The organism is Lysobacter sp. BMK333-48F3, from assembly GCF_019733395.1.
In the GTDB taxonomy this organism is placed as follows: Bacteria; Pseudomonadota; Gammaproteobacteria; order Xanthomonadales; family Xanthomonadaceae; genus Lysobacter.
This window is the reverse complement of the sequence record NZ_JAIHOO010000001.1, coordinates 275,386-293,265: the sequence shown is the minus strand read 5'-3', so window position 1 is coordinate 293,265 and position 17,880 is coordinate 275,386. Positions and strand designations below refer to the sequence as shown.

Here is a 17,880-nt window from a genome sequence, read left to right as displayed (position 1 = left end):
ACAAGGAGAAGGGGGAGTCATGGGTACGTCGTTGCTGGCCATGGTGCTGGTGTTCGCCGGGGTGGTGCTGCTGTTCAAGACCGTGCGCATGGTCCCGCAGGGCTACCAGTGGACGGTCGAGCGCTTCGGCCGCTACACCCACACCATGGACCCCGGGCTGCACTTCCTGGTTCCGGTGATCTACGGCGTCGGCCGCAAGATCAACATGATGGAGCAGGTTCTGGAAGTTCCGAGCCAGGACGTGATCACCAAGGACAACGCGGTGGTCAAGGTCGACGGCATCGTGTTCTTCCAGGTCCAGGACGCGGCCAAGGCGGCCTACGAGGTCGCCACCCTGGAGATCGCCATCCTCAACCTGGTGATGACCAACATCCGCACCGCGATCGGCTCGATGGACCTGGACGAGTCGCTGTCCAAGCGCGACGAGATCAATACCAAAGTGCTCAACGCGGTCGACGCGGCGACCCATCCCTGGGGCCTGAAGGTCAACCGGATCGAGCTCAAGGACATCCAGCCGCCGCGCGACCTGGTCGATTCGATGGCGCGGCAGATGAAGGCCGAGCGCGAAAAGCGCGCCAACATCCTCGAAGCCGAGGGCCACCGCCAGTCCGAGATCCTGCGCGCCGAGGGCGACAAGCAGGCCGCGATCCTGGCCGCCGAGGGCAAGCGCGAGGCGGCCTATCGCGAGGCCGAGGCGCGCGAACGGCTGGCCGAGGCCGAGGCCAAGGCCACCCAACTGGTGTCGGACGCGATCTCGCGCGGCAACGTGCAGGCGATCAACTATTTCGTCGCGCAGAAGTACATCGAGGCGTTCAAGTCGCTGGCCGAGGCGCCGAACCAGAAGTTCGTGATGATGCCGATGGAGTCGGCCGGGGTGATCGGCTCGCTGGCCGGCATCGCCGAACTGGCCAAGGAAGCGATGGACCGGCAGGCGCCGGCGCGCGGCCCGGGCGTGCCGCCGCGGTCGGGGGGCTGAGATGATCTGGAACTGGCAGACCATCGCCTGGGCGGCGATCGCGCTGCTGTTGTTCGCGGCCGAGGCGCTGGCGCCGGGGGCGTTCATGCTCTGGCTCGGCCTTGCCGCGGCCGCGGTGTTCGCCCTGGTGCTGGTGTTTCCCGGGCTGACCGTGCTGGCCCAGGTGGCCGCGTTCGTGCTGCTGAGCTTCGTCTCGATCCAGGTCTACCGGACCTGGTTCCGCGGCCGCGAGCGCGCCAGCGACCGGCCCTTGCTGAATCGCCGCGCCGAGCAATTGGTCGGCCGGGTCGTGCCGCTGGAGCGGGCGATCGTGCAGGGCGTGGGTCGGGTGCAGATCGCCGATGCGTTCTGGGACGTCAGCGGCCCCGACCTGCCGGTCGGCACGCCGGTGCGGGTGATCGGCACCGACGGCATGAACCTGCAGGTCGAGGCGGCGGACCGGCCATGAACGCGCTGCGCGCCCCGGCGATCGCCGCGCTGCTGTGGGCCGCGGCCGGCGCCGTCGGCGCCGCGCCGCACGGCCCGCACAAGCCGCAGGAGCCGCAGGAGCCGGCGCGCACGGATTTGGCGAACGCCACGAACTGGGCGAACTGGATTGGCCGGGTGGTGCCGCCGTTCCCCGAGGGTTTCCGCTCCAATACCGGCGGCTGCGTCGGTTCCGGCAGCAATGCCGAGCAGATCTGCGCGCGCAGCATCGGCACCGTCGACGACGCCGACGACCGCTCGGTGCGCCTGTATGCCGCCGAGCTGGCCGGCCGCAACGGCAACGAGGCGCGCTGGAAGATCACCGACCTGGTGCCTTACCCGAAGCTGCAGCGCGGCGAGCGGGTGTCGATTTCTACCTGCACCGTCGACGGAGTCGCCGACGCCGGCGCGATCGCGGTCGTCGACACCGCGGTCGAGGACGCGCAGGCGCGCGAGACCTTCGCCGCGGTGCGCTGGGCGGTGCGGCTGGATCGCGCCAGCGGCCGTTTCGTCGATCTCGATCCGCGCCAGGTGCAGTGCTACAACGAAGGCATCGACGGCGAGTGAACCGCGCGCCGTGCCGGCGCGAGGGCCGGCGCCGCTGCGCGCAATTTCCATTCGCCTGCGTACTCAATCGCGGGCAACGCGCGCGGCGCGCGCTTCTGGGATAATCGGCGGCTCCATCTCCCCGACCCAGCAGGCCGCGCCCCCATGAGCCAAAAGACCATCCTCAACGACGCCCACCGCGCACTCGGCGCCAAGATGGTGGATTTCGGCGGCTGGGACATGCCGATCAACTACGGCTCGCAGATCGAGGAGCACCACCAGGTGCGCCGCGACGCCGGCATGTTCGACGTCAGCCACATGACCGTGGTCGACCTGCGCGGCGAGCGCGTGCGCGAGTTCCTGCGCCGGCTGGTGGCCAACTCGGTCGACAAACTGCAGAAGCCGGGCAAGGCCCTGTACACCTGCATGCTCAACCCGCAGGGCGGGGTGATCGACGATCTGATCGTGTACTTCCTCGACGAAAGCCACTTCCGCCTGGTGGTCAACGCCGCCACCCGCGACAAGGACCTGGCCTGGATCGGCGAGCAGGCGCAGGCCTTCGCGGTCGAAGCGACCGAGCGGCCGGAACTGGCGATGATCGCGGTGCAGGGCCCGAACGCGCGCGACAAGGTGGTCGGCCTGCTGCGCGAGGAAGACCGCGCGCGGATCGGCAAGCTCGGCAAGTTCGTCGCCGGCGAGGCCCGTACCGCCGACGGCATCGAGCTGTTCGTCGCCCGCACCGGCTACACCGGCGAGGACGGTTTCGAAGTAGTGGTGCCGGAAGACCGCGCGGTGGCGTTGTGGGACGCGCTGCTCGCCGCGGGCGTGAAGCCGGCCGGCCTGGGCGCGCGCGACACCCTGCGCCTGGAAGCCGGCATGAACCTGTACGGCCAGGACATGGACGATGCGGTGTCGCCCTACGAGGCGGCGCTGGCCTGGACCATCGCCCTGGACGAAGGCCGCGACTTCATCGGCCGCGCACCGCTGGAACAGCTCAGGGCCAGCGGCGCGGCGCGGCAGATGATCGGCCTGGTGATGGACGAGAAGGGTGTGCTGCGTCACGGCCAGAAGGTGCTGACCGCGCAGGGCGAGGGCGAGATCCTGTCCGGCACCTTCTCGCCGACCCTGAACAAGTCGATCGCCTTCGCCCGCGTGCCGGCCGGCGAGATCCCGCTCGGCGCCGCCGGCAACGTGCGCGTCGACATCCGCGGCAAGGAAGTGCCGGTGCGGGTGGTCAAGTTCCCGTTCGTGCGCGACGGCCAGGCCCAGGACGGCGTGCTCGGCTGAGCCGGAGGCGGCGGACATGGTCCAGGTCGAGTACTACTTCAGCCTGCTCTCGCCCTACGCCTACCTCGGCCACGCCGCGGTGGTCGCGGTGGCGCGCGAGCACGGCGCGCGCCTGGCCTACCGGCCGGTGCGGATCTTCGAACTGTTCGCCGCCAACGGCGGCCTGCCGCTGGGCCAGCGCGCGCCGGCGCGCCAGCGTTACCGCCTGTTCGAATTGCAGCGCGCGCGCGCCGAGCGCGCGCTGCCGCTGAACCTGGCGCCCAAGCATTTCCCGGTCGACCCGTCGCTGGCCGACCGCTGCGCGATCGTCCTGGACCAGGCCGGCGCCGATCCGGCCGGTTACATGGATGCCGCGTTCCGCGCGGTCTGGGCCGAAGACCGCGACCTCGCCGACCGCGACACCGTCGCCGCGCTGCTGCGCGCGCACGGCCACGACGCGGCGGCGGTGCTCGCCGCCGCCGAGTCCGAAGCGGCCGACGAACGGTATCGGCGCAATACCGAGGCGGCGATCGCCGCCGACCTGCCGGGCCTGCCCGGCTATGTGTTGAACGGCGAACCGTTCTGGGGCCAGGACCGCGTCGAGGCGCTGCGCGAGGCTTTGCGCAGCGGTCGCGCGCCCTATCGCAGCGAGGCCCCTGGCGCGGCGCGCTGAAGTTCCGGCGCCGCCCCTGTCGCATGTCCGCTCCGCATCGTTAAACTACGCGCCATCAACCAGCCGCTCCCGTCACGTTCGAGGCCAGCCATGAGTGAAATTCCCGGCGATCTGAAGTTCATGAAGTCCCACGAGTGGGCCCGCGTCGAAGGCGACGGCAAAGTCACCATCGGCATCTCCGACCATGCCCAGGGCCTGCTCGGCGACCTGGTTTACGTCGAACTGCCGAACGTCGGCGACCGCGTCGAGGCCGGCAACGCCTGCGCCGTGGTCGAGTCGGTGAAGGCGGCCTCGGACGTCTACTCCCCGGTCACCGGCACCGTGACCGCGGTCAACTCGGCGCTGGCCGACAAGCCCGAGACGATCAACGAAGACGCCTACGGCGAAGGCTGGATCTTCGCGGTGGCGATCGAGGAACCTGACCAGCTCAACGAACTGCTCGCCCCGGACGACTACGCCGAACTGCTCGAAGACGACGATCACTGATCCGTCGCCGTCGCCGCCTGCGGGCGGCGCCGGAACCACGGGGAGCGCACTGCGGCCGCGAGCGGCCGACCAGGCGCTCCCCGTTTTCGTTTGTGGGCACCGGGTGCGCCCACGCGCCTGCGCCGGCGACGGCTGCCGTTGCCTTTCCGAACGAGGCCGAAGCAACGACTTCGGTCTGCCTCCCGCGGCCCAGACGGCAAAAGCAAATCCCCCGCGCCGCCGGTATCGCGCCTGGATTCGGCGACGCAAGGCGCGCGCCCCCTTTGTAAAGGGTCTTAGGAAGCAAAGCTGCCTCATAACGCAGCTATCTTCCTGAAATGAATAAGAAAAATAGGTACTACAGCCGTTCGAAAATCAGCGAGGCCCGATTTCGGGCCCTCGTGCGCTGCTGGGCCCTGGACCTGACCGCGACCAGCACCGCGCAACTGACCGGGTTGAGCGTGCGATCGGTCAACTCGATCTTCCTTGCCTTGCGTCGTGCCATCGCCACCGAATGCGAGCAGCATTCGCCGTTCACCGGCCAGGTGGAAGTCGACGAATCCTTCTTCGGACCGTGGCGCGTGCGCGGCAAACGCGGCCGCGGCGCCGGCAAGAAAACCATCGTCTTCGGCATGCTCAAACGCGGCCAGCACGTCTACACCCAGATCGTCCCCAACTGCAAAACCGCCACGCTTCAGGCCTTAATTCGTGGGCATATTCGCCTGGAGAGCGAAATCCTCTCCGACTGTCTGTCCAGCTACGACGGCCTGGTCGACCTGGGCTATGCCAAGCACTGGCGCATTCGCCACAGCGGCAATCATTTCGCCGAGGGCGACAACCACATCAACGGCATCGAGAGCTTCTGGAGCTTCGCCAAGCGGCGCCTGGCCAAATTCAACGGGGTGCCCAAGGCCACCTTCTACCTGCACCTGAAGGAGTGCGAGTTCCGCTTCAACCACCGCCACGAAGACCTCTACCGGGCGACCCTCAAGTTGCTACGATCCAACCCACTCTGAGGGGCTGTTTGCTTCCTAAGACCCTTGTAAAAGGGGGCGATGCGGGTGGGCCGGCTTGGGCGAAGGGAGCGATCCGCGGCGCCGGCATCGCATCCCACTGTCGTCCGGCTTCGCGGTTGCCTTGCGGTAGCGGGGCAGGTACTTGCTTCGGTTTCCGCCTCGCGTGAGCTGCGGCAAGAAGCAAATCCCCCGTGCCGCCGGTCTCGCGTCCCGGGTCCGGCGACGCAAGGCGCGCGCCCCCTTTGTCGAAGGGGGCGATGGAGACGGGTCGGCTTGGTCGGTGAGCGGCGATGCGAACGTCCCGCCCTGCTCGATGGGGCGCCGCTGTCGTCGTCCGGATGCGGCTGTTCCCCCCTTTGAAAAAGGGGGGCAGGGGGGATTTGCTCTGGACTCTGCCTTGAGCGGCACCGCCGGCAAACCGCGGTGCAGTTGCTCGCACCCGACGCAGTAGGACGCGTCTGTTCGTCGGAGTGGCGATAGACAAGCGGCCTCGACCGAGGCAGCGCCCACCTCCACCGTCGGCGCCGCGCGCGTCGCGCCGCCCGGGTGCGGCGGCGTTGGCCGCGTCCTGCCTCCGAGCGCATGCTCCCGCGTCGGCCGCGCGATCGCCGACGGCGCGCGACCGGCATCGAACGCGCGCCGACGAACGGTCGTCGGTGGGTGGCCGGCGCGCGCGGGCTTCACAGTGGATGCCTCGGCACGTCTTCGCTTCGGCACGGCGTTCGCCGTCGGCCGCGCCGACCGCAACCGGGGCGCGTCGCGCGCCGGCGCTGTGGCGCTCGCCGCGCGCCCGGGCGGCTTCGCGTCGTCGTCACGCGCGTCCGCAGCGGTTTCGCCGGCGGCGATGGAAAACCGCTTATTTGCAGGGATTTTCTGTTTCGCCGCGGCGGCGTCGCGATCCGCGCGGAGGTCGCCGGCGCCGCGCGGCCGGCGCGAGCGCGACCGGGTTTTCGCGCCGCGCGCGGTCGGCGGTTTGCGCGCGCACGCGCCGCGCGCGCCTCGTCGGCGTCGCGCTCGCGGCTAAAAACCGTTCGCGCACTTTTGCGCAAATCGGCTTGTGCGACGCGAAATCGACCGGGGCGAGGGGAAGGAATTTTTTCTTCCGGAAACGTCCGTCGATCGCCGCTTCGACATGCGCGATGCGAACCCGAAACGCTTGCGGAAATTGTCGAATCGATTTCTTGATTCGCTCTGAAACCCGCGCCACGCTTGGGTTTCAGCGCGCTCGAAAAAAAACTTCCGCATGCGTTCGCGATACGCGCGCGCGTTTGTCGAAGCGGCCGGCGACGCGCGCGAGGCGTCGTCGGGGCGGGGGCGGCGGAAAGAAAAAACGGCGGGGTTGTTGACAGTGCGAAAAAGCGTGATTAGGTTTCGCCCAGCAGACGTTTCCTGCAGACGAGAGTGAGAAAACCCAGCGCGACAACATGCAGCACAAATCGGACCTCCGCCCGGACAGTCAAAACGGTGGACGCAGGGTTCGCTTCCTCTGCAGAAATGTTGACCGCACTCTCTTCGCCGATGACATCCACCTTCCCGATGACATCGCTGGCGTCCCGCACCCTGCAACCCGGTTCGCACTCGGCGCGCCGGGTTTTTGTTTGGCCGCCGGTTCTGGCGGCCGCCTTCGTCCGCCGTTCCGGCCGACGCGCCATCGCCCCCGCCGCGCCCGCGGCCGGACGCGATCCCCGATCCGTTCCGGCGCGCCTTGCGCGTCGGCGGCTGCACGCGGGTCCGACTCCCGCGGCTCTGTCTTCACAGAGTCCCTTTCCACTGGGCCTACCGCACTACCACTGATCAATCCCTGATCACCACTGACGAGGAGCCATCCCATGGCCGTTAAGAAAGCCGCTAAGAAATCCGCCGCCAAGAAGGCGACGAAGAAGGTCGCCAAGAAGGCTGGCGCGAAGAAGGTCGCCAAGAAGGCCACCAAGAAGACCGCCAAGAAGGCCGCCAAGAAGGCCGTGAAGAAGACCGCCCGCAAGGCCGCCGCCAAGAAGACCGTGAAGAAGGCCGCCAAGAAGACCGCCAAGAAGGCTGCCAAGAAGACCGCCAAGAAGGCGGCTAAGAAGGCGACCAAGAAGACTGCCAAGAAGGCCGCCAAGAAGACTGGCGCGAAGAAGGTCGCCAAGAAGGCCGCCAAGAAGACCGCCAAGAAGGCCGCCAAGAAGACGGCTAAGAAGGCCGCCAAGAAGGCCCCGAAGAAGGCCGCCAAGCGCGCCCGCAAGGCGAAGTCCTCGGCTGCTCTTCCGGCCACCCCGGCGCCGCTGATCTAATAAGAAACCCCGATACGCCGTAATCCAGCTCTCTCCCCGCAGCCCAGGCGGGGGGAGAGTTTTTTTATGGGCGCGGCGAAATGCGGCATCGGAGCGGTACGCGCTCGCCGCGCCTCGTCCCCGTCCGCAGCCGATCGGCGGTAGCGCACCGCGTGAGCTTGGGTGAGCGAGCGCAGTCGCGCCCCGCGGCCGACACGTCGCATCTCACCAGGCGCCGCCGCCGACCACGATTCCCAATTCCCGACTCCCGCCCCCCCCGCCGAAGTGTGCCAAGCGAATCGGCACGCACCGCGGCCGACCTCTCGTCGGCCGAGGCCGGGCATCGGCGTCGTCCCGCCGCGGCAGCGGTTAGGATCGGCCGGGACAGACCGGCCGCGACTCGGCCGCAATCCAACCTCGGGGGAGCCGCGATGAAGACCTTGTTGAAGGGGGCGCTGTACCTGTTGCTGTTGCTCGGCATCGTGTTCGTGGCCGGCGGCTTCCTGCTGCCCGCCAGCAGCCATGTCGAACGTTCGATCGTGATCGAGCGGCCGCCGGGCGAGGTCCACGCCATGCTCAACTCGTTCCAGCGCTTCAACGAGTGGTCGCCCTGGTACGAAATGGAGCCGACCGCGAAGTACGCCTACAGCGGCCCGCAGGCCGGCGTCGGCGCGGCGATGTCGTGGCAGGGCGACAAGGTCGGCAGCGGCAGCCAGCGCATCGTCGAGTCCACTCCGCCGAGCCGGATCGTCAACGCGCTGGACTTCGGCGGCACCGAGGCGACGGCGCGCTTCGACCTGCAGGAAGAAGGCGCCGGCACCCGCGTGACCTGGTCGCTGGACAGCCAGCACGGCTACAACCTGGTCTCGCGCTGGTTCGGCCTGGCGATGGATTCGATGGTCGGTAAGGACTACGAGAAGGGCCTGCTGAAGCTCAAGCAGACCCTGGAAGACGCCCCGCACTGAGCCCGCAGTCTTCGCGGGCGGCGCAAACGCAACGGGCCGCGGCATGCCGCGGCCCGTTGAGTCGTTTGGATGCCGCTGCGCTTACTGCGGCGCGGCGGTCGACTTCTGCGCGTTGCTGCCGCTGGGGTTCTGCGGCGCGCCTTCGGAGGCGTAGAGCAGGGTCTCGTCGAAGCCGTCCACATCGAGCCAGCGTTGCGCCGGCATGCCGATGGCGCGGTCGAGCATGGTCGGCAGCAGGCCGGTCGGCAGCGCGCTTTCGCTGTTCCACAGCACCGCGAAGCCGAGGTCGCGTTCGGGCAGCAGGGCGACCATGCCGCGATAGCCCTGCACCGCGCCGGCATGGAACACCACCCGGTGGCCGGCGTAGTCGAACACGCGCCAGCCCAGCGCGTACCCGGCCGAGCTCAGGCGCTGGCGGCGCCAACTGGAGCCGCGGATCTCGCCGGGGGTGTCGACCAGCGGCTGGTGCAGGGTCGCCAACAGCGGCAGGGGCAGCACGTCCGGACGATGCCCGGTCTGGGCGATCAGCCACTGCGCCATGTCGCTGGCGCTGGCGTTGACGCCGGCGGCCGGCGGCAACTGGTAGTAGGTCGGTTTGGGCGTCAGCGAGGCCCAGCCGCCGCGGCCGCGCACGTGCGGCTTGGCCCAGCGCGCGCTGGCGGTGATGCCTTCCAGACCGAGGCTGGCGTCGTTCATGCCCAGCGGCTTGAACAGGCGGCGCTGCACTTCCTGGCTGTAGAAGTCGCCAGTGGCGGCGAAGACCACGTCGCCGATCAGGCTGAAGGCGATGTTCTGGTAGCCGTAGCAGGTGCCCGGCTGGCAGGTCATCGGCGCATAGGCCAGCTTCTGAGTCAGGCTGCGGTAGTCGGCGTAGTTCTCGAGGTCGCGGTCGTAGGTGTTGTGGCTCAGGCCGACCCGGTGGCTGAGCACGTCGGCGACGGTGATGGTGCGCGCGGCGTTGGGGTCGACCAACTGGAAGCTGGGCATGTAGTCGACCAGCTTGCTGTCCCAGCGCAGGGTGCCGTCGTTGACGAGCAGGCCGGTCAGGGTGCCGGCGAAGCTCTTCGACAGCGAGGCCAGGCGGAACACGGTGTGGCTGTCGATCGGCTCGGCGTTGCGCACGTCGGTGATGCCGTAGCCGCGGGCGCTGAGGACCTGGCCGTTGTGCACGATCGCCATCGCCATGCCGGGGATGCGCTGGTCGGCGACCATCGCCTGGGCCATCGACTCGAACTGCTGCACGTCGAAGCCGGCGGCCAGCGGCTGGGCGCGGGTGTTGCCGACGCTGCGCGCGGTGGAGAACTGGCCCGGACGCACGCTGCCGTCGACGCCCTGGCTGCGCGCGACCGCGGTGGCCGGATCCTGGCCGCTGCCCCAGCGCAGCGAGGTCTGCGCGCTCGAACCCAGGGTCAGGGTGAGCAGGGCGGCGAGGGTGCCGAGGCGCCAGGGAGTGAATGAGCGTCGTGAGGAGTCGTGTTTCATCGCTCGGCGCCTGCATGGATCGGATGGGCCGATTCTAGCTCCGATCTCAGGGAATTGAACAACAAGCGTGTTCAGGTTTCTGTTTTTTCAGGGATTAATGGCCGGTGCGCCGATCGGCCTACCAGCGCGCGAAAAACGCCGACGAAGGGTCGCGCCGGCGCCGCCGCGAACGCGGGCGGCGCCGGCATGCGGCGCTGCGTCATGGCCGATGCGCGAAACCGTCGCGAAACCGTCGCGCAAGCGGCCGGCGCAAGCGGCCGGGAAGCGGGGCGCCGACCCTGCCGGGCCGGCCGCCGCGGCTCAGAGCCGGCCGCGGATCAGGTCGCTGGCGCGCTCGGCGATCATCATCGTCGGCGCGTTGGTATTGCCGCCGATCAGGCTGGGCATGACCGAGGCGTCGATCACCCGCAGGCCCTCGACGCCGCGCACGCGCAGCTGCGGGTCGACCACCGCGGCCTCGTCGTTGCCCATCCGGCAGGTGCCGACCGGGTGGTAGACGGTTTCGGCCTTGGCGCGCACGAACTCGACCAATTCGGCGTCGCTGAGGTCGTTGCGCTTGGGGAAGATCGGCGCGCCGCGATAGGGATCGAAGGCCTTCTGCGCGAACAGCTCGCGCGAGAGCTTGGCGCACTCGACCATCATCTTCAGGTCGAAGCCTTCCGGATCGCTGAGGTAGTTGGCCTGGATCCGCGGCTTGTCGCCGGCGCTGGCGCTGGCCAGCGAGATCGCGCCGCGGCTACGCGGGCGCAGGAAGCAGGCGTGGGCGGTGTAGCCGTCGCCGGCGAGGCGGCGGCGGCCGTGGTCGTCGAGCATCGCCGGGACGAAATGGAACTGCACGTCGGCGCGCGCGTCCGGCGCCAGCGCCGAGCGGACGAAGCCGCCGGCCTCGGCGATATTGCTGCTGCCCGGGCCGCTGTGGCCGCGCAGGTAGTAGTCGAAGGCGATGCGCACATCGCTGACCCGGTCGTAGGTGATGCGCTGGGTCGAGTGCTGCAGGGTGCAGACGTCGAGGTGGTCCTGCAGGTTCTGCCCGACCTGCGGCGCGTCGTGCACGACCTCGATGCCGTGCCGGCGCAGCTCGGCGGCCGGGCCGACGCCGGACAGCATCAGCAACTGCGGCGAATTGATCGCCCCGCCGCTGAGCAGCACTTCGCGCGCGGCGCGCTGGTGGTAGGCGCGACCGCCGGCGCTGTAGACCACGCCGGTGGCGCGGCCGCGTTCGAAGGTGATCCGGCCGACCAGGGCGCCGGTGACGATGTGCAGGTTGCGCCGTTCGCGCGCCGGGTCCAGGTAGGCGACCGCGCTGGAGCAGCGCGCGCCGTTCTTCTGGGTGACCTGGTAGAAGCCGAAGCCCTGTTGCTCGGGGCCGTTGAAATCCTGGTTGCGGACGTAGCCGGCCTGGACCCCGGCCTCGATGAACACCGACGACAGCGGGTTGGTGTAGCGCAGGTCGGACACGTACAGCGGGCCCAGGCTGCCGTGCAGGGCGTCGTCGCCGCGGCTGTTGCGCTCGCTGCGGCGGAAGAACGGCAGCACGCCGTTCCAGTTCCAGCCGTCGGCGCCGGCGGCGGCCCAGTCGTCGTAATCGCCGGGCACGCCGCGGATGTAGCACATGGCGTTGATCGAGCTGGAGCCGCCGAGCACCTTGCCGCGCGGCCACCACAGGCTGCGGCCGTTCAACTGCGGCTCCGGCGCGGTGTCGTAGCTCCAGTTCACGCCCTTCTTGTCGACCAGCTTGGCCAGGCCGGCGGGCATGTGCAGGAACGGGTGGCGGTCGCGCGGACCGGCCTCGATCAGCAACACGCGCGCGTCGGGATCTTCGCTGAGGCGGTTGGCGAGCACGCAGCCGGCCGAACCGGCGCCGATGACGATGTAGTCGAACTCTTGGGACACGGTATCCGAAGCCGTTGTGCGCCGAGTGCGGCGCCGTGCGGGGACCGTAAGCGGCAAAACTAGAGCAAATGCTCCCAATGCGCGCTCGGCGCCGCCGCCGCGCTTGCCGCCCGGCGCAGTGGTGGCGGTCCTCGACCCGTTCGGCTACCGTGCCGGCCAATGGAGGACCGGCGGCGACCGGTCCGCCGACGGCGATGCGGTCGGGCCCGGTTTGCGCCGCGCCGACCCGCGCCGAACATCCCCGAAGCGCCGGCCGCGTGCCGGCGCCCTCACGGAGCGACGGAATGTCGGCAGTCCAAGACGCCAGCCTGCGGCCGGGGCGCGTCCACACCGGAGAATGGACCGCGGTCGCGTTCTCGCTGGGGTATTTCTTCTGCGTGCTGACCGCGTACTACGTGATCCGGCCGCTGCGCGATCAACTCAGCGGCGCGGTCGGCTCGACCCAGTTGCCCTGGTTCTACGCCGCGACCCTGGTCGCCACCCTGGCCCTGACCCCGGTGTTCTCCGGCCTGGTCTCGCGCTACCCGCGCCGGGTCGTGGTGCCGCTGGTGTACGGCTTCTTCATCGCCTGCCTGCTCGGCTTCGTGCCGCTGTTCGCCGAGCACGGCCCGCTCAGCCCGCGCGCTCTGGGCACCTTGTTCTTCGTCTGGATCAGCGTGTTCAACCTGTTCGTGGTGTCGGTGTTCTGGAGCTTCATGACCGACATCTGGAACGAGGGCCAGGCGCGGCGGCTGTTCCCGCTGATCGCGGTGGCCGGCACGGTCGGTTCGCTGGCCGGCCCGGCGCTGACCCGGGTGCTGGTCGAACGCATCGGCGTGGCGCCCTTGCTGTTGGTCTCGGCCGGGCTGCTGGCTTCGTCGCTGCTGTTCGTCGGCCTGCTCGGGCGCTGGGCGCGCGTGCACGGCGCGCGCCGGCACGAGGCCGCGCACGACGCGGCGATCGGCGGCGGCATGTTCGACGGCCTCAAGCAGGTGTTCGCCAATCCGTTCATGCGCTCGATGGCGATCCTGCTGCTGCTCGGCGACTGGATCGGCACGGTCAACTACGGCCTGGTCGTGGACTACTCCAAGGCGACCTTCGTCGATGCGGTCGCGCGCACCCGCTTCGCCGCCGACCTGGACCTGATGACCAACCTGCTGGCGCTGGCGACCCAGTTGCTGATCACGCCGTGGCTGCTGGCGCGACGCGGCGCGGCGACGGTGATCGGCGCCTGGTCCCTGGTCACGGTCGCGGCGCTGCTGACCGTGGCCCTGGTCGCCGATCCGCATGCGCCGCTGGCGCGCGCGTTGCCGCTGTTCGGCACCGGCCTGGCCTGGCTGCCGGACGGCGTGGCGGCGACGATCGGTGCGATGCCGGCGGTGGCGCTGGCCCTGATCGTCAGCCGCGGCCTGGCCTACGGCATGGCCAACCCGGCGCGCGAAAGCCTGTTCGCCAGCGCCGCGCGCAGCCTGCGCTACAAGGGCAAGAACGCGGTCGACACCGCCGCCTGGCGCTTCGGCGACGTGGCCGTGGCGACGGCGATGGTGGCCCTGCGCAGCGCCGGCGTCGGCGTCGCCGGCCTGGCCGGCATCAGCGCCACGGTCGCCGCCGGCGCCGGCCTGATCGGCTGGAACCTGGCGCGCTGGGTGCAGCGCGGCGCCGCCGCCGAACCCGGGCCGCGCGGGTGAACCGCGCTTGGCGGCCCTGGCCGCGCCAGCCGTGGCTGCAACGTCTGTTCGTCGGCACGGTGCTGATCGCGGTCGGCTGCCTGAGCTGGGGCTTCTTCTGGGAACCGCGGCAGTTGGTCGAACGCGGCTACGACCTGCGCCTGCCGCACTGGAGCCCGCAGTGCGAGGGGCTGCGCATCGACGTGGTCGCCGACATCCACACCGGCTCGCCGCACAACGGCCTGGACCGGCTCGATCGCCTGGTCGAGCGCTTGATCGCCAGCGACGCGCGCGCGGTGCTGATGGCCGGCGACTACGTCATTCTCAGCGTGCTCGGCGGTACCTATGTCTCCGCCGACCAGATGGCGCCGCATCTCAAGCCGTTGACCGCGCGCAAGCCGGTGTATGCGGTGCTCGGCAACCACGACTGGTGGAAGGACGGGCACAAGGTGCGCGCGGCGCTGGAATCGGCCGGGGTGATCGTGCTCGAGGACGAGGCGCGCGCGACCGAGCTCGGCGGCTGCCGCTTGTGGGTGGTCGGCATCGGCGATAAATGGGAGACCCGCCACGACGTGGTCCGGGCCTTTTCCGCAGTCAACGACGCCGCGCCGGCGCTGGCCCTGACCCACAATCCGGACATCTTCCCCGACATCCCGCCGCGCGCTTCGCTGACCCTGGCCGGCCACACCCACGGCGGCCAGGTGAAACTGCCCTGGATCGGCACGCCCGTGCTGCCGGCCGACCAGCGCTACGCCGGCGGCTATCTGATCGAACACGGCAAGCATCTGTTCGTCAGCACCGGTATCGGCACCAGCATCCTGCCGGTGCGCTTCGGCGTGCCGCCGGAGATTTCCCAGCTGACCTTGCGCGCGGCGGCGCGCGAGCCGGCCAGCGCTCCCAACCGCGCCGACGCCGCTCCCGCCGCGCGCTGATCGCCGCGCCGCCGCCTGCGTCGGCAAAACGAGGCCGCGGTCGGAGCCCCTGCCGAAGGTTGGGATGACCATCCGCAGATGGCCGAGCGCGGGGCCGGCGTTAGCGTGAGCGGCGGCCAACGGGAGAACGGGCAATGCGCGAGGACGCCACGGTGCCGGCATGCATGGTCGCGCTCGCCGCCGGCCGCGATTCGCCCGGGGCCGGCGCGTGCGCATGAGCGCGCTGGCGCGGCTGCGCGCCGCCGCGAGCGCGAGCCCGCCGTTGTGGTGGTCGCTGCTGTACTTCTTCTGCCTGCTGTGCGGCTATTACGTGCTGCGGCCGGTGCGCGACGCGATGGGCGCCGCGGCCGATGCGGCGACGGTGTTCCCGGCGGCGTGGATCGACTGGGCGCAGGCGCATGGATGGGCGTTGAAGGACTTCGTCCTGCAGTTGCTGTTCACCTGCACCTTCGTAGTCATGCTGCTGTTGCAGCCGCTCTACGGCGCCCTGGTGGCGCGCTTTCCGCGCCGGGTGTTCCTGCCGCTGGTGTACCTGTGCTTCATCGTCTGCCTGCTCGGTTTCCACTGGGCCTTCCAGGCCCAGCTGTCCGGTCGCGGCATGCTGTTCTTCGTCTGGATCGCGGTGTTCAACCTGTTCGCGGTGACCGTGTTCTGGAGCTACATGGGCGACGTGTTCGACGAGGCCCAGGCGCGCCGCGTGTACGGCTACATCGGCGCCGGCGGCACCGCCGGCGCGGTGCTCGGTCCGCTGCTGACCCAAGCCTTGGTCGGCCGGATCGGCGTGGCCCAGTTGTTGCTGGTGTCGGCGGCGCTGCTGTCGGTGTGCGTGCTGTGCATCGTGCGCTTGCGCGGCTGGGCGATCCGGCGCGAGCGCCGGCAAGGCCTGGCCAGCGGCGAGGCGGCGATGGGCGGATCGGTCTGGGCCGGCCTGCGCCTGGTCTGGCAGCGGCCGTTGCTGCGGGCGATGGCGATCACCCTGTTCTTCAGCGTCGGCGCGGCGACCCTGCTGTACAACCAGCAGGCCGCGATCGCGCGCGAGTTCTATCCCGACCCGGCCGCGGCGACCGCGTACTTCGCCCGCATCGACAGCGCGGTCAATCTGCTGGCGATCCTGACCCAACTGCTGCTGACCCGCTGGTTGCTCGGCCGCTTCGGAGTGGCGCCGGCCTTGCTGCTGCCGGCGCTGGTGCTGCTGCTCGGCTTCGGCCTGCTGCTGGCTTCGCCGCTGCCGGTGATGGTGGCGATCGTGCAGGTGGCGCAGCGCGCCGGCGAGTTCGCCCTGGCCAAGCCGGCGCGCGAAACCCTGTACACCCGGGTCGATCGGCCTTCGCGCTATCAGGGCAAGGCGGTGATCGACACCGCGGTGTTCCGCGGCACCGACCTGGCCTTCGTCTGGATCCACAAGGCGGTGGCCGCGGCCGGCACGGCGACGGTGTTCGCCGCTGGCGCGGTGGCCGCGGCCGGCATGCTCGGCGGGGTCTGCGCGATCCTGCGCGCGCGCCGCGGTCTCGGCGAAGCGGCGCCTGCGCCCGGTCCGGGCCTGCCTGCTTCGACCCTATCCGCTTCGGCCTTATCGACTTCAGCCTTATCGACTTCTGCCCAACCCCTGCGAGGTGAGACATGACTACCAGCCGCCGCGACTTTCTCGCCGCCGGCGCGGCCGGCGCCGGCCTGCTGGCGTTGCCGGCCTTTGCCCAGGCCACGGCCAAGCTCAAGCCCAAGCTCAAGCCGATGACCCTGCTGGTGCTCGGCGGCACCGGTTTTCTCGGTCCGCATTTCGTCGAAGCCGCGCGTCGCCGCGGGCACAAGCTGAGCTTGTTCAACCGCGGCAAGACGGCGCCGGAAAAGTTCGCCGGCGAGGAGTTCAGCGACATCGAGCAATTGCACGGCGACCGCAAGACCGACCTGAAGGCCTTGGAAGGCGAGCGCCGCTGGGACGCGGTGCTGGACACCTCGGCCTACCTGCCGGCCGACGTGACCCGTTCGGCCGGCCTGCTGGCGCCGCGCATCGGCCAGTACCTGCTGGTGTCGACGATCTCGGTCTACGCCCGCAACGACGTGCCGGCCGACGAGAACTCGCCGCTGGCCCAGCTCGCCGATCCGAACGTAACCGAGGTGACCGGCGAGACCTACGGCGGGCTGAAGGCGCTGTGCGAGGCCGCGGCCGAGCGCGAGGCGCCGGGCCGCACCACCATCGTCCGGCCCGGCCTGATCGTCGGCCCGGGCGATCGCACCGATCGGTTTACCTATTGGCCGGCGCGCGCCGATCGCGGCGGCGAGATCCTCGCCCCGGGCAGCGCCGAGGACCCGACCCAGTTCATCGACGTGCGCGACCTGGCCGAGTTCCTGCTGACCGCGATCGAACGCCGCCACTTCGGCATCTACAACGCCGACGCCGCGCCGGGCACGCTGAGCATGGGCGCGGTGCTGCGCGAGTCGCAGCGCGCGGCCGGGGCCGAGTCGAGCCTGACCTGGGTGCCGGCCGAGTTCCTGGAAACGCAAAAGGTCTCGCCGTGGCAGGACATGCCGGCGTGGATACCGGCGCGCGGCGAGTACGCCGGTTTCGGCCGCACCTCGGTGGCCAAGGCCCAGGCCGCCGGCCTGCGCCACCGCCCGCTGGGCGAAACCGTGCGCGATACCCTGGCTTATTGGCGGCAACTGCCGGCCGACCGGCGCGCCAAGCCCAAGGCCGGCATCGCGCCGGAGCGCGAGGCGCAGGTGCTGAAGGCCTGGCATGCGCGGGCTCGGTAGGAGATACCGCCAGGCGTCGGCAGAAGGCGGGTAGGAGATAGCGAAGAGCGCAGCGGCGTCGGCCGCCGCCGCTCGGCGGCTTTCGACCCGTCACCTTCCATCTCCCGATCCGCTATCTTCTGTTCCATCGCACACCCGCCCCGGACCGCCGCGCCATGCCCTGGATCGCCATCGCCCTGATCGCCCTGGTCGCGCTGCTGCACCTGTACTTCCTGGTGCTGGAGATGTTCCTGTGGACCAAGCCGCTGGGCATGAAGGTGTTCCGCAACAGCCCTGAAAAAGCCGAGCTGACCCGAGTGCTGGCGGCCAACCAGGGCTTGTACAACGGCTTCCTGGTCGCCGGCCTGGTCTGGGGCCTGGTCTGCGCGCGCACCGACGTGGCGACCTTCTTCCTGGTCTGCGTGACGGTCGCCGGCGCGTACGGCGCGGCGACGGTGAGCCGGCGCATCTTCTACGTGCAGGCGGTGCCGGCCCTGGCCGCGCTGGCGGCGCTGTGGCTGTTGTAAGCGCGCTCGGATCGCTGTTGGCGAGCGATCCGGCACGGCGCTGCTG

The 17,880-nt window shown here is 69.9% G+C and carries 16 protein-coding genes and 1 pseudogene; 14 read left to right on the top strand and 3 right to left on the bottom strand.

The genetic code is table 11. From position 1 onward, the window contains the following. Positions 1–19: 19 nt before the first annotated feature. From K4L06_RS01055 to K4L06_RS01025, 7 genes are all read left to right on the top strand, one after another. The gene (locus K4L06_RS01055; RefSeq protein ID WP_221669629.1) at positions 20–976 is read left to right on the top strand and encodes an SPFH domain-containing protein; all 957 of its coding nucleotides are present in this window, start codon (positions 20–22) and stop codon (positions 974–976) included. A 1-nt stretch (position 977) separates the two neighbouring features. Then, positions 978–1,424: an NfeD family protein gene (locus tag K4L06_RS01050; RefSeq protein ID WP_221669628.1), complete on the top strand. Its 447-nt coding sequence runs from the start codon at positions 978–980 to the stop codon at positions 1,422–1,424. Further along, complete coding sequence (locus tag K4L06_RS01045; RefSeq protein WP_221669627.1) at positions 1,421–2,008, top strand: hypothetical protein; 588 nt, start codon at positions 1,421–1,423, stop codon at positions 2,006–2,008. The genes K4L06_RS01050 and K4L06_RS01045 overlap by 4 nt, the downstream gene beginning before the upstream one ends. A gap of 144 nt (positions 2,009–2,152) precedes the next feature. Then, the gene (gene gcvT / locus K4L06_RS01040) at positions 2,153–3,274 is read left to right on the top strand and encodes a glycine cleavage system aminomethyltransferase GcvT (RefSeq protein WP_221669626.1); all 1,122 of its coding nucleotides are present in this window, start codon (positions 2,153–2,155) and stop codon (positions 3,272–3,274) included. Positions 3,275–3,290: 16 nt separating this feature from the next. After that, on the top strand, positions 3,291–3,926 hold the full coding sequence (locus tag K4L06_RS01035; RefSeq protein ID WP_221669625.1) for a 2-hydroxychromene-2-carboxylate isomerase: 636 nt from the start codon (positions 3,291–3,293) through the stop codon (positions 3,924–3,926). 90 nt (positions 3,927–4,016) lie between these two features. Beyond that, positions 4,017–4,412, top strand: a complete 396-nt coding sequence (gene gcvH, locus K4L06_RS01030) for a glycine cleavage system protein GcvH (RefSeq protein WP_221669624.1) — start codon at positions 4,017–4,019, stop codon at positions 4,410–4,412. 317 nt (positions 4,413–4,729) lie between these two features. Beyond that, a complete protein-coding gene (locus K4L06_RS01025; RefSeq protein WP_221669623.1) occupies positions 4,730–5,407 on the top strand; it encodes an IS1595 family transposase in 678 nt (225 codons plus the stop codon). A gap of 856 nt (positions 5,408–6,263) precedes the next feature. Here the strand turns inward: K4L06_RS01025 and K4L06_RS01020 are convergent. After that, positions 6,264–6,614, bottom strand: a complete 351-nt coding sequence (locus K4L06_RS01020; RefSeq protein WP_221669622.1) for a hypothetical protein — start codon at positions 6,612–6,614, stop codon at positions 6,264–6,266. 622 nt (positions 6,615–7,236) lie between these two features. On the opposite strand from K4L06_RS01020, the gene K4L06_RS01015 reads away from it, so the two are divergent. Together K4L06_RS01015 and K4L06_RS01010 are read left to right on the top strand one after the other, a co-directional pair. Next, positions 7,237–7,680, top strand: coding sequence for a hypothetical protein (locus K4L06_RS01015; RefSeq protein ID WP_221669621.1), 444 nt, complete (start codon positions 7,237–7,239; stop codon positions 7,678–7,680). A gap of 410 nt (positions 7,681–8,090) precedes the next feature. After that, positions 8,091–8,624, top strand: coding sequence for an SRPBCC family protein (locus K4L06_RS01010; RefSeq protein ID WP_221669620.1), 534 nt, complete (start codon positions 8,091–8,093; stop codon positions 8,622–8,624). 81 nt (positions 8,625–8,705) lie between these two features. Here K4L06_RS01010 and K4L06_RS01005 read toward each other — a convergent pair whose 3' ends face one another. Beyond that, positions 8,706–10,106 carry a serine hydrolase domain-containing protein gene (locus K4L06_RS01005; protein WP_221669619.1) on the bottom strand — a complete coding sequence of 467 codons (1,401 nt, stop codon included), beginning with the start codon at positions 10,104–10,106 and terminating at the stop codon, positions 8,706–8,708. A gap of 300 nt (positions 10,107–10,406) precedes the next feature. Then, positions 10,407–11,999 carry a choline dehydrogenase gene (locus K4L06_RS01000; RefSeq protein ID WP_221669618.1) on the bottom strand — a complete coding sequence of 531 codons (1,593 nt, stop codon included), beginning with the start codon at positions 11,997–11,999 and terminating at the stop codon, positions 10,407–10,409. A 284-nt stretch (positions 12,000–12,283) separates the two neighbouring features. Here K4L06_RS01000 and K4L06_RS00995 point away from each other — a divergent pair, with 284 nt between their 5' ends. The 5 genes and pseudogenes from K4L06_RS00995 to K4L06_RS00975 all read left to right on the top strand — a co-directional run bounded on the left by K4L06_RS00995 (position 12,284) and on the right by K4L06_RS00975 (position 17,834). After that, positions 12,284–13,666, top strand: a complete 1,383-nt coding sequence (locus K4L06_RS00995) for an MFS transporter (RefSeq protein WP_221669617.1) — start codon at positions 12,284–12,286, stop codon at positions 13,664–13,666. Continuing rightward, a complete protein-coding gene (locus K4L06_RS00990; RefSeq protein WP_221669616.1) occupies positions 13,663–14,577 on the top strand; it encodes a metallophosphoesterase in 915 nt (304 codons plus the stop codon). The genes K4L06_RS00995 and K4L06_RS00990 overlap by 4 nt, the downstream gene beginning before the upstream one ends. Before the next feature lie 214 nt (positions 14,578–14,791). Further along, positions 14,792–16,045, top strand: a pseudogene (locus K4L06_RS00985) (MFS transporter); the annotation flags it as partial. 152 nt (positions 16,046–16,197) lie between these two features. Then, positions 16,198–17,328 carry an NAD-dependent epimerase/dehydratase family protein gene (locus tag K4L06_RS00980; protein WP_221669614.1) on the top strand — a complete coding sequence of 377 codons (1,131 nt, stop codon included), beginning with the start codon at positions 16,198–16,200 and terminating at the stop codon, positions 17,326–17,328. Positions 17,329–17,483: 155 nt separating this feature from the next. Continuing rightward, positions 17,484–17,834 carry a DUF1304 domain-containing protein gene (locus K4L06_RS00975; protein WP_221669613.1) on the top strand — a complete coding sequence of 117 codons (351 nt, stop codon included), beginning with the start codon at positions 17,484–17,486 and terminating at the stop codon, positions 17,832–17,834. The last annotated feature ends 46 nt before the right edge of the window (positions 17,835–17,880 follow it).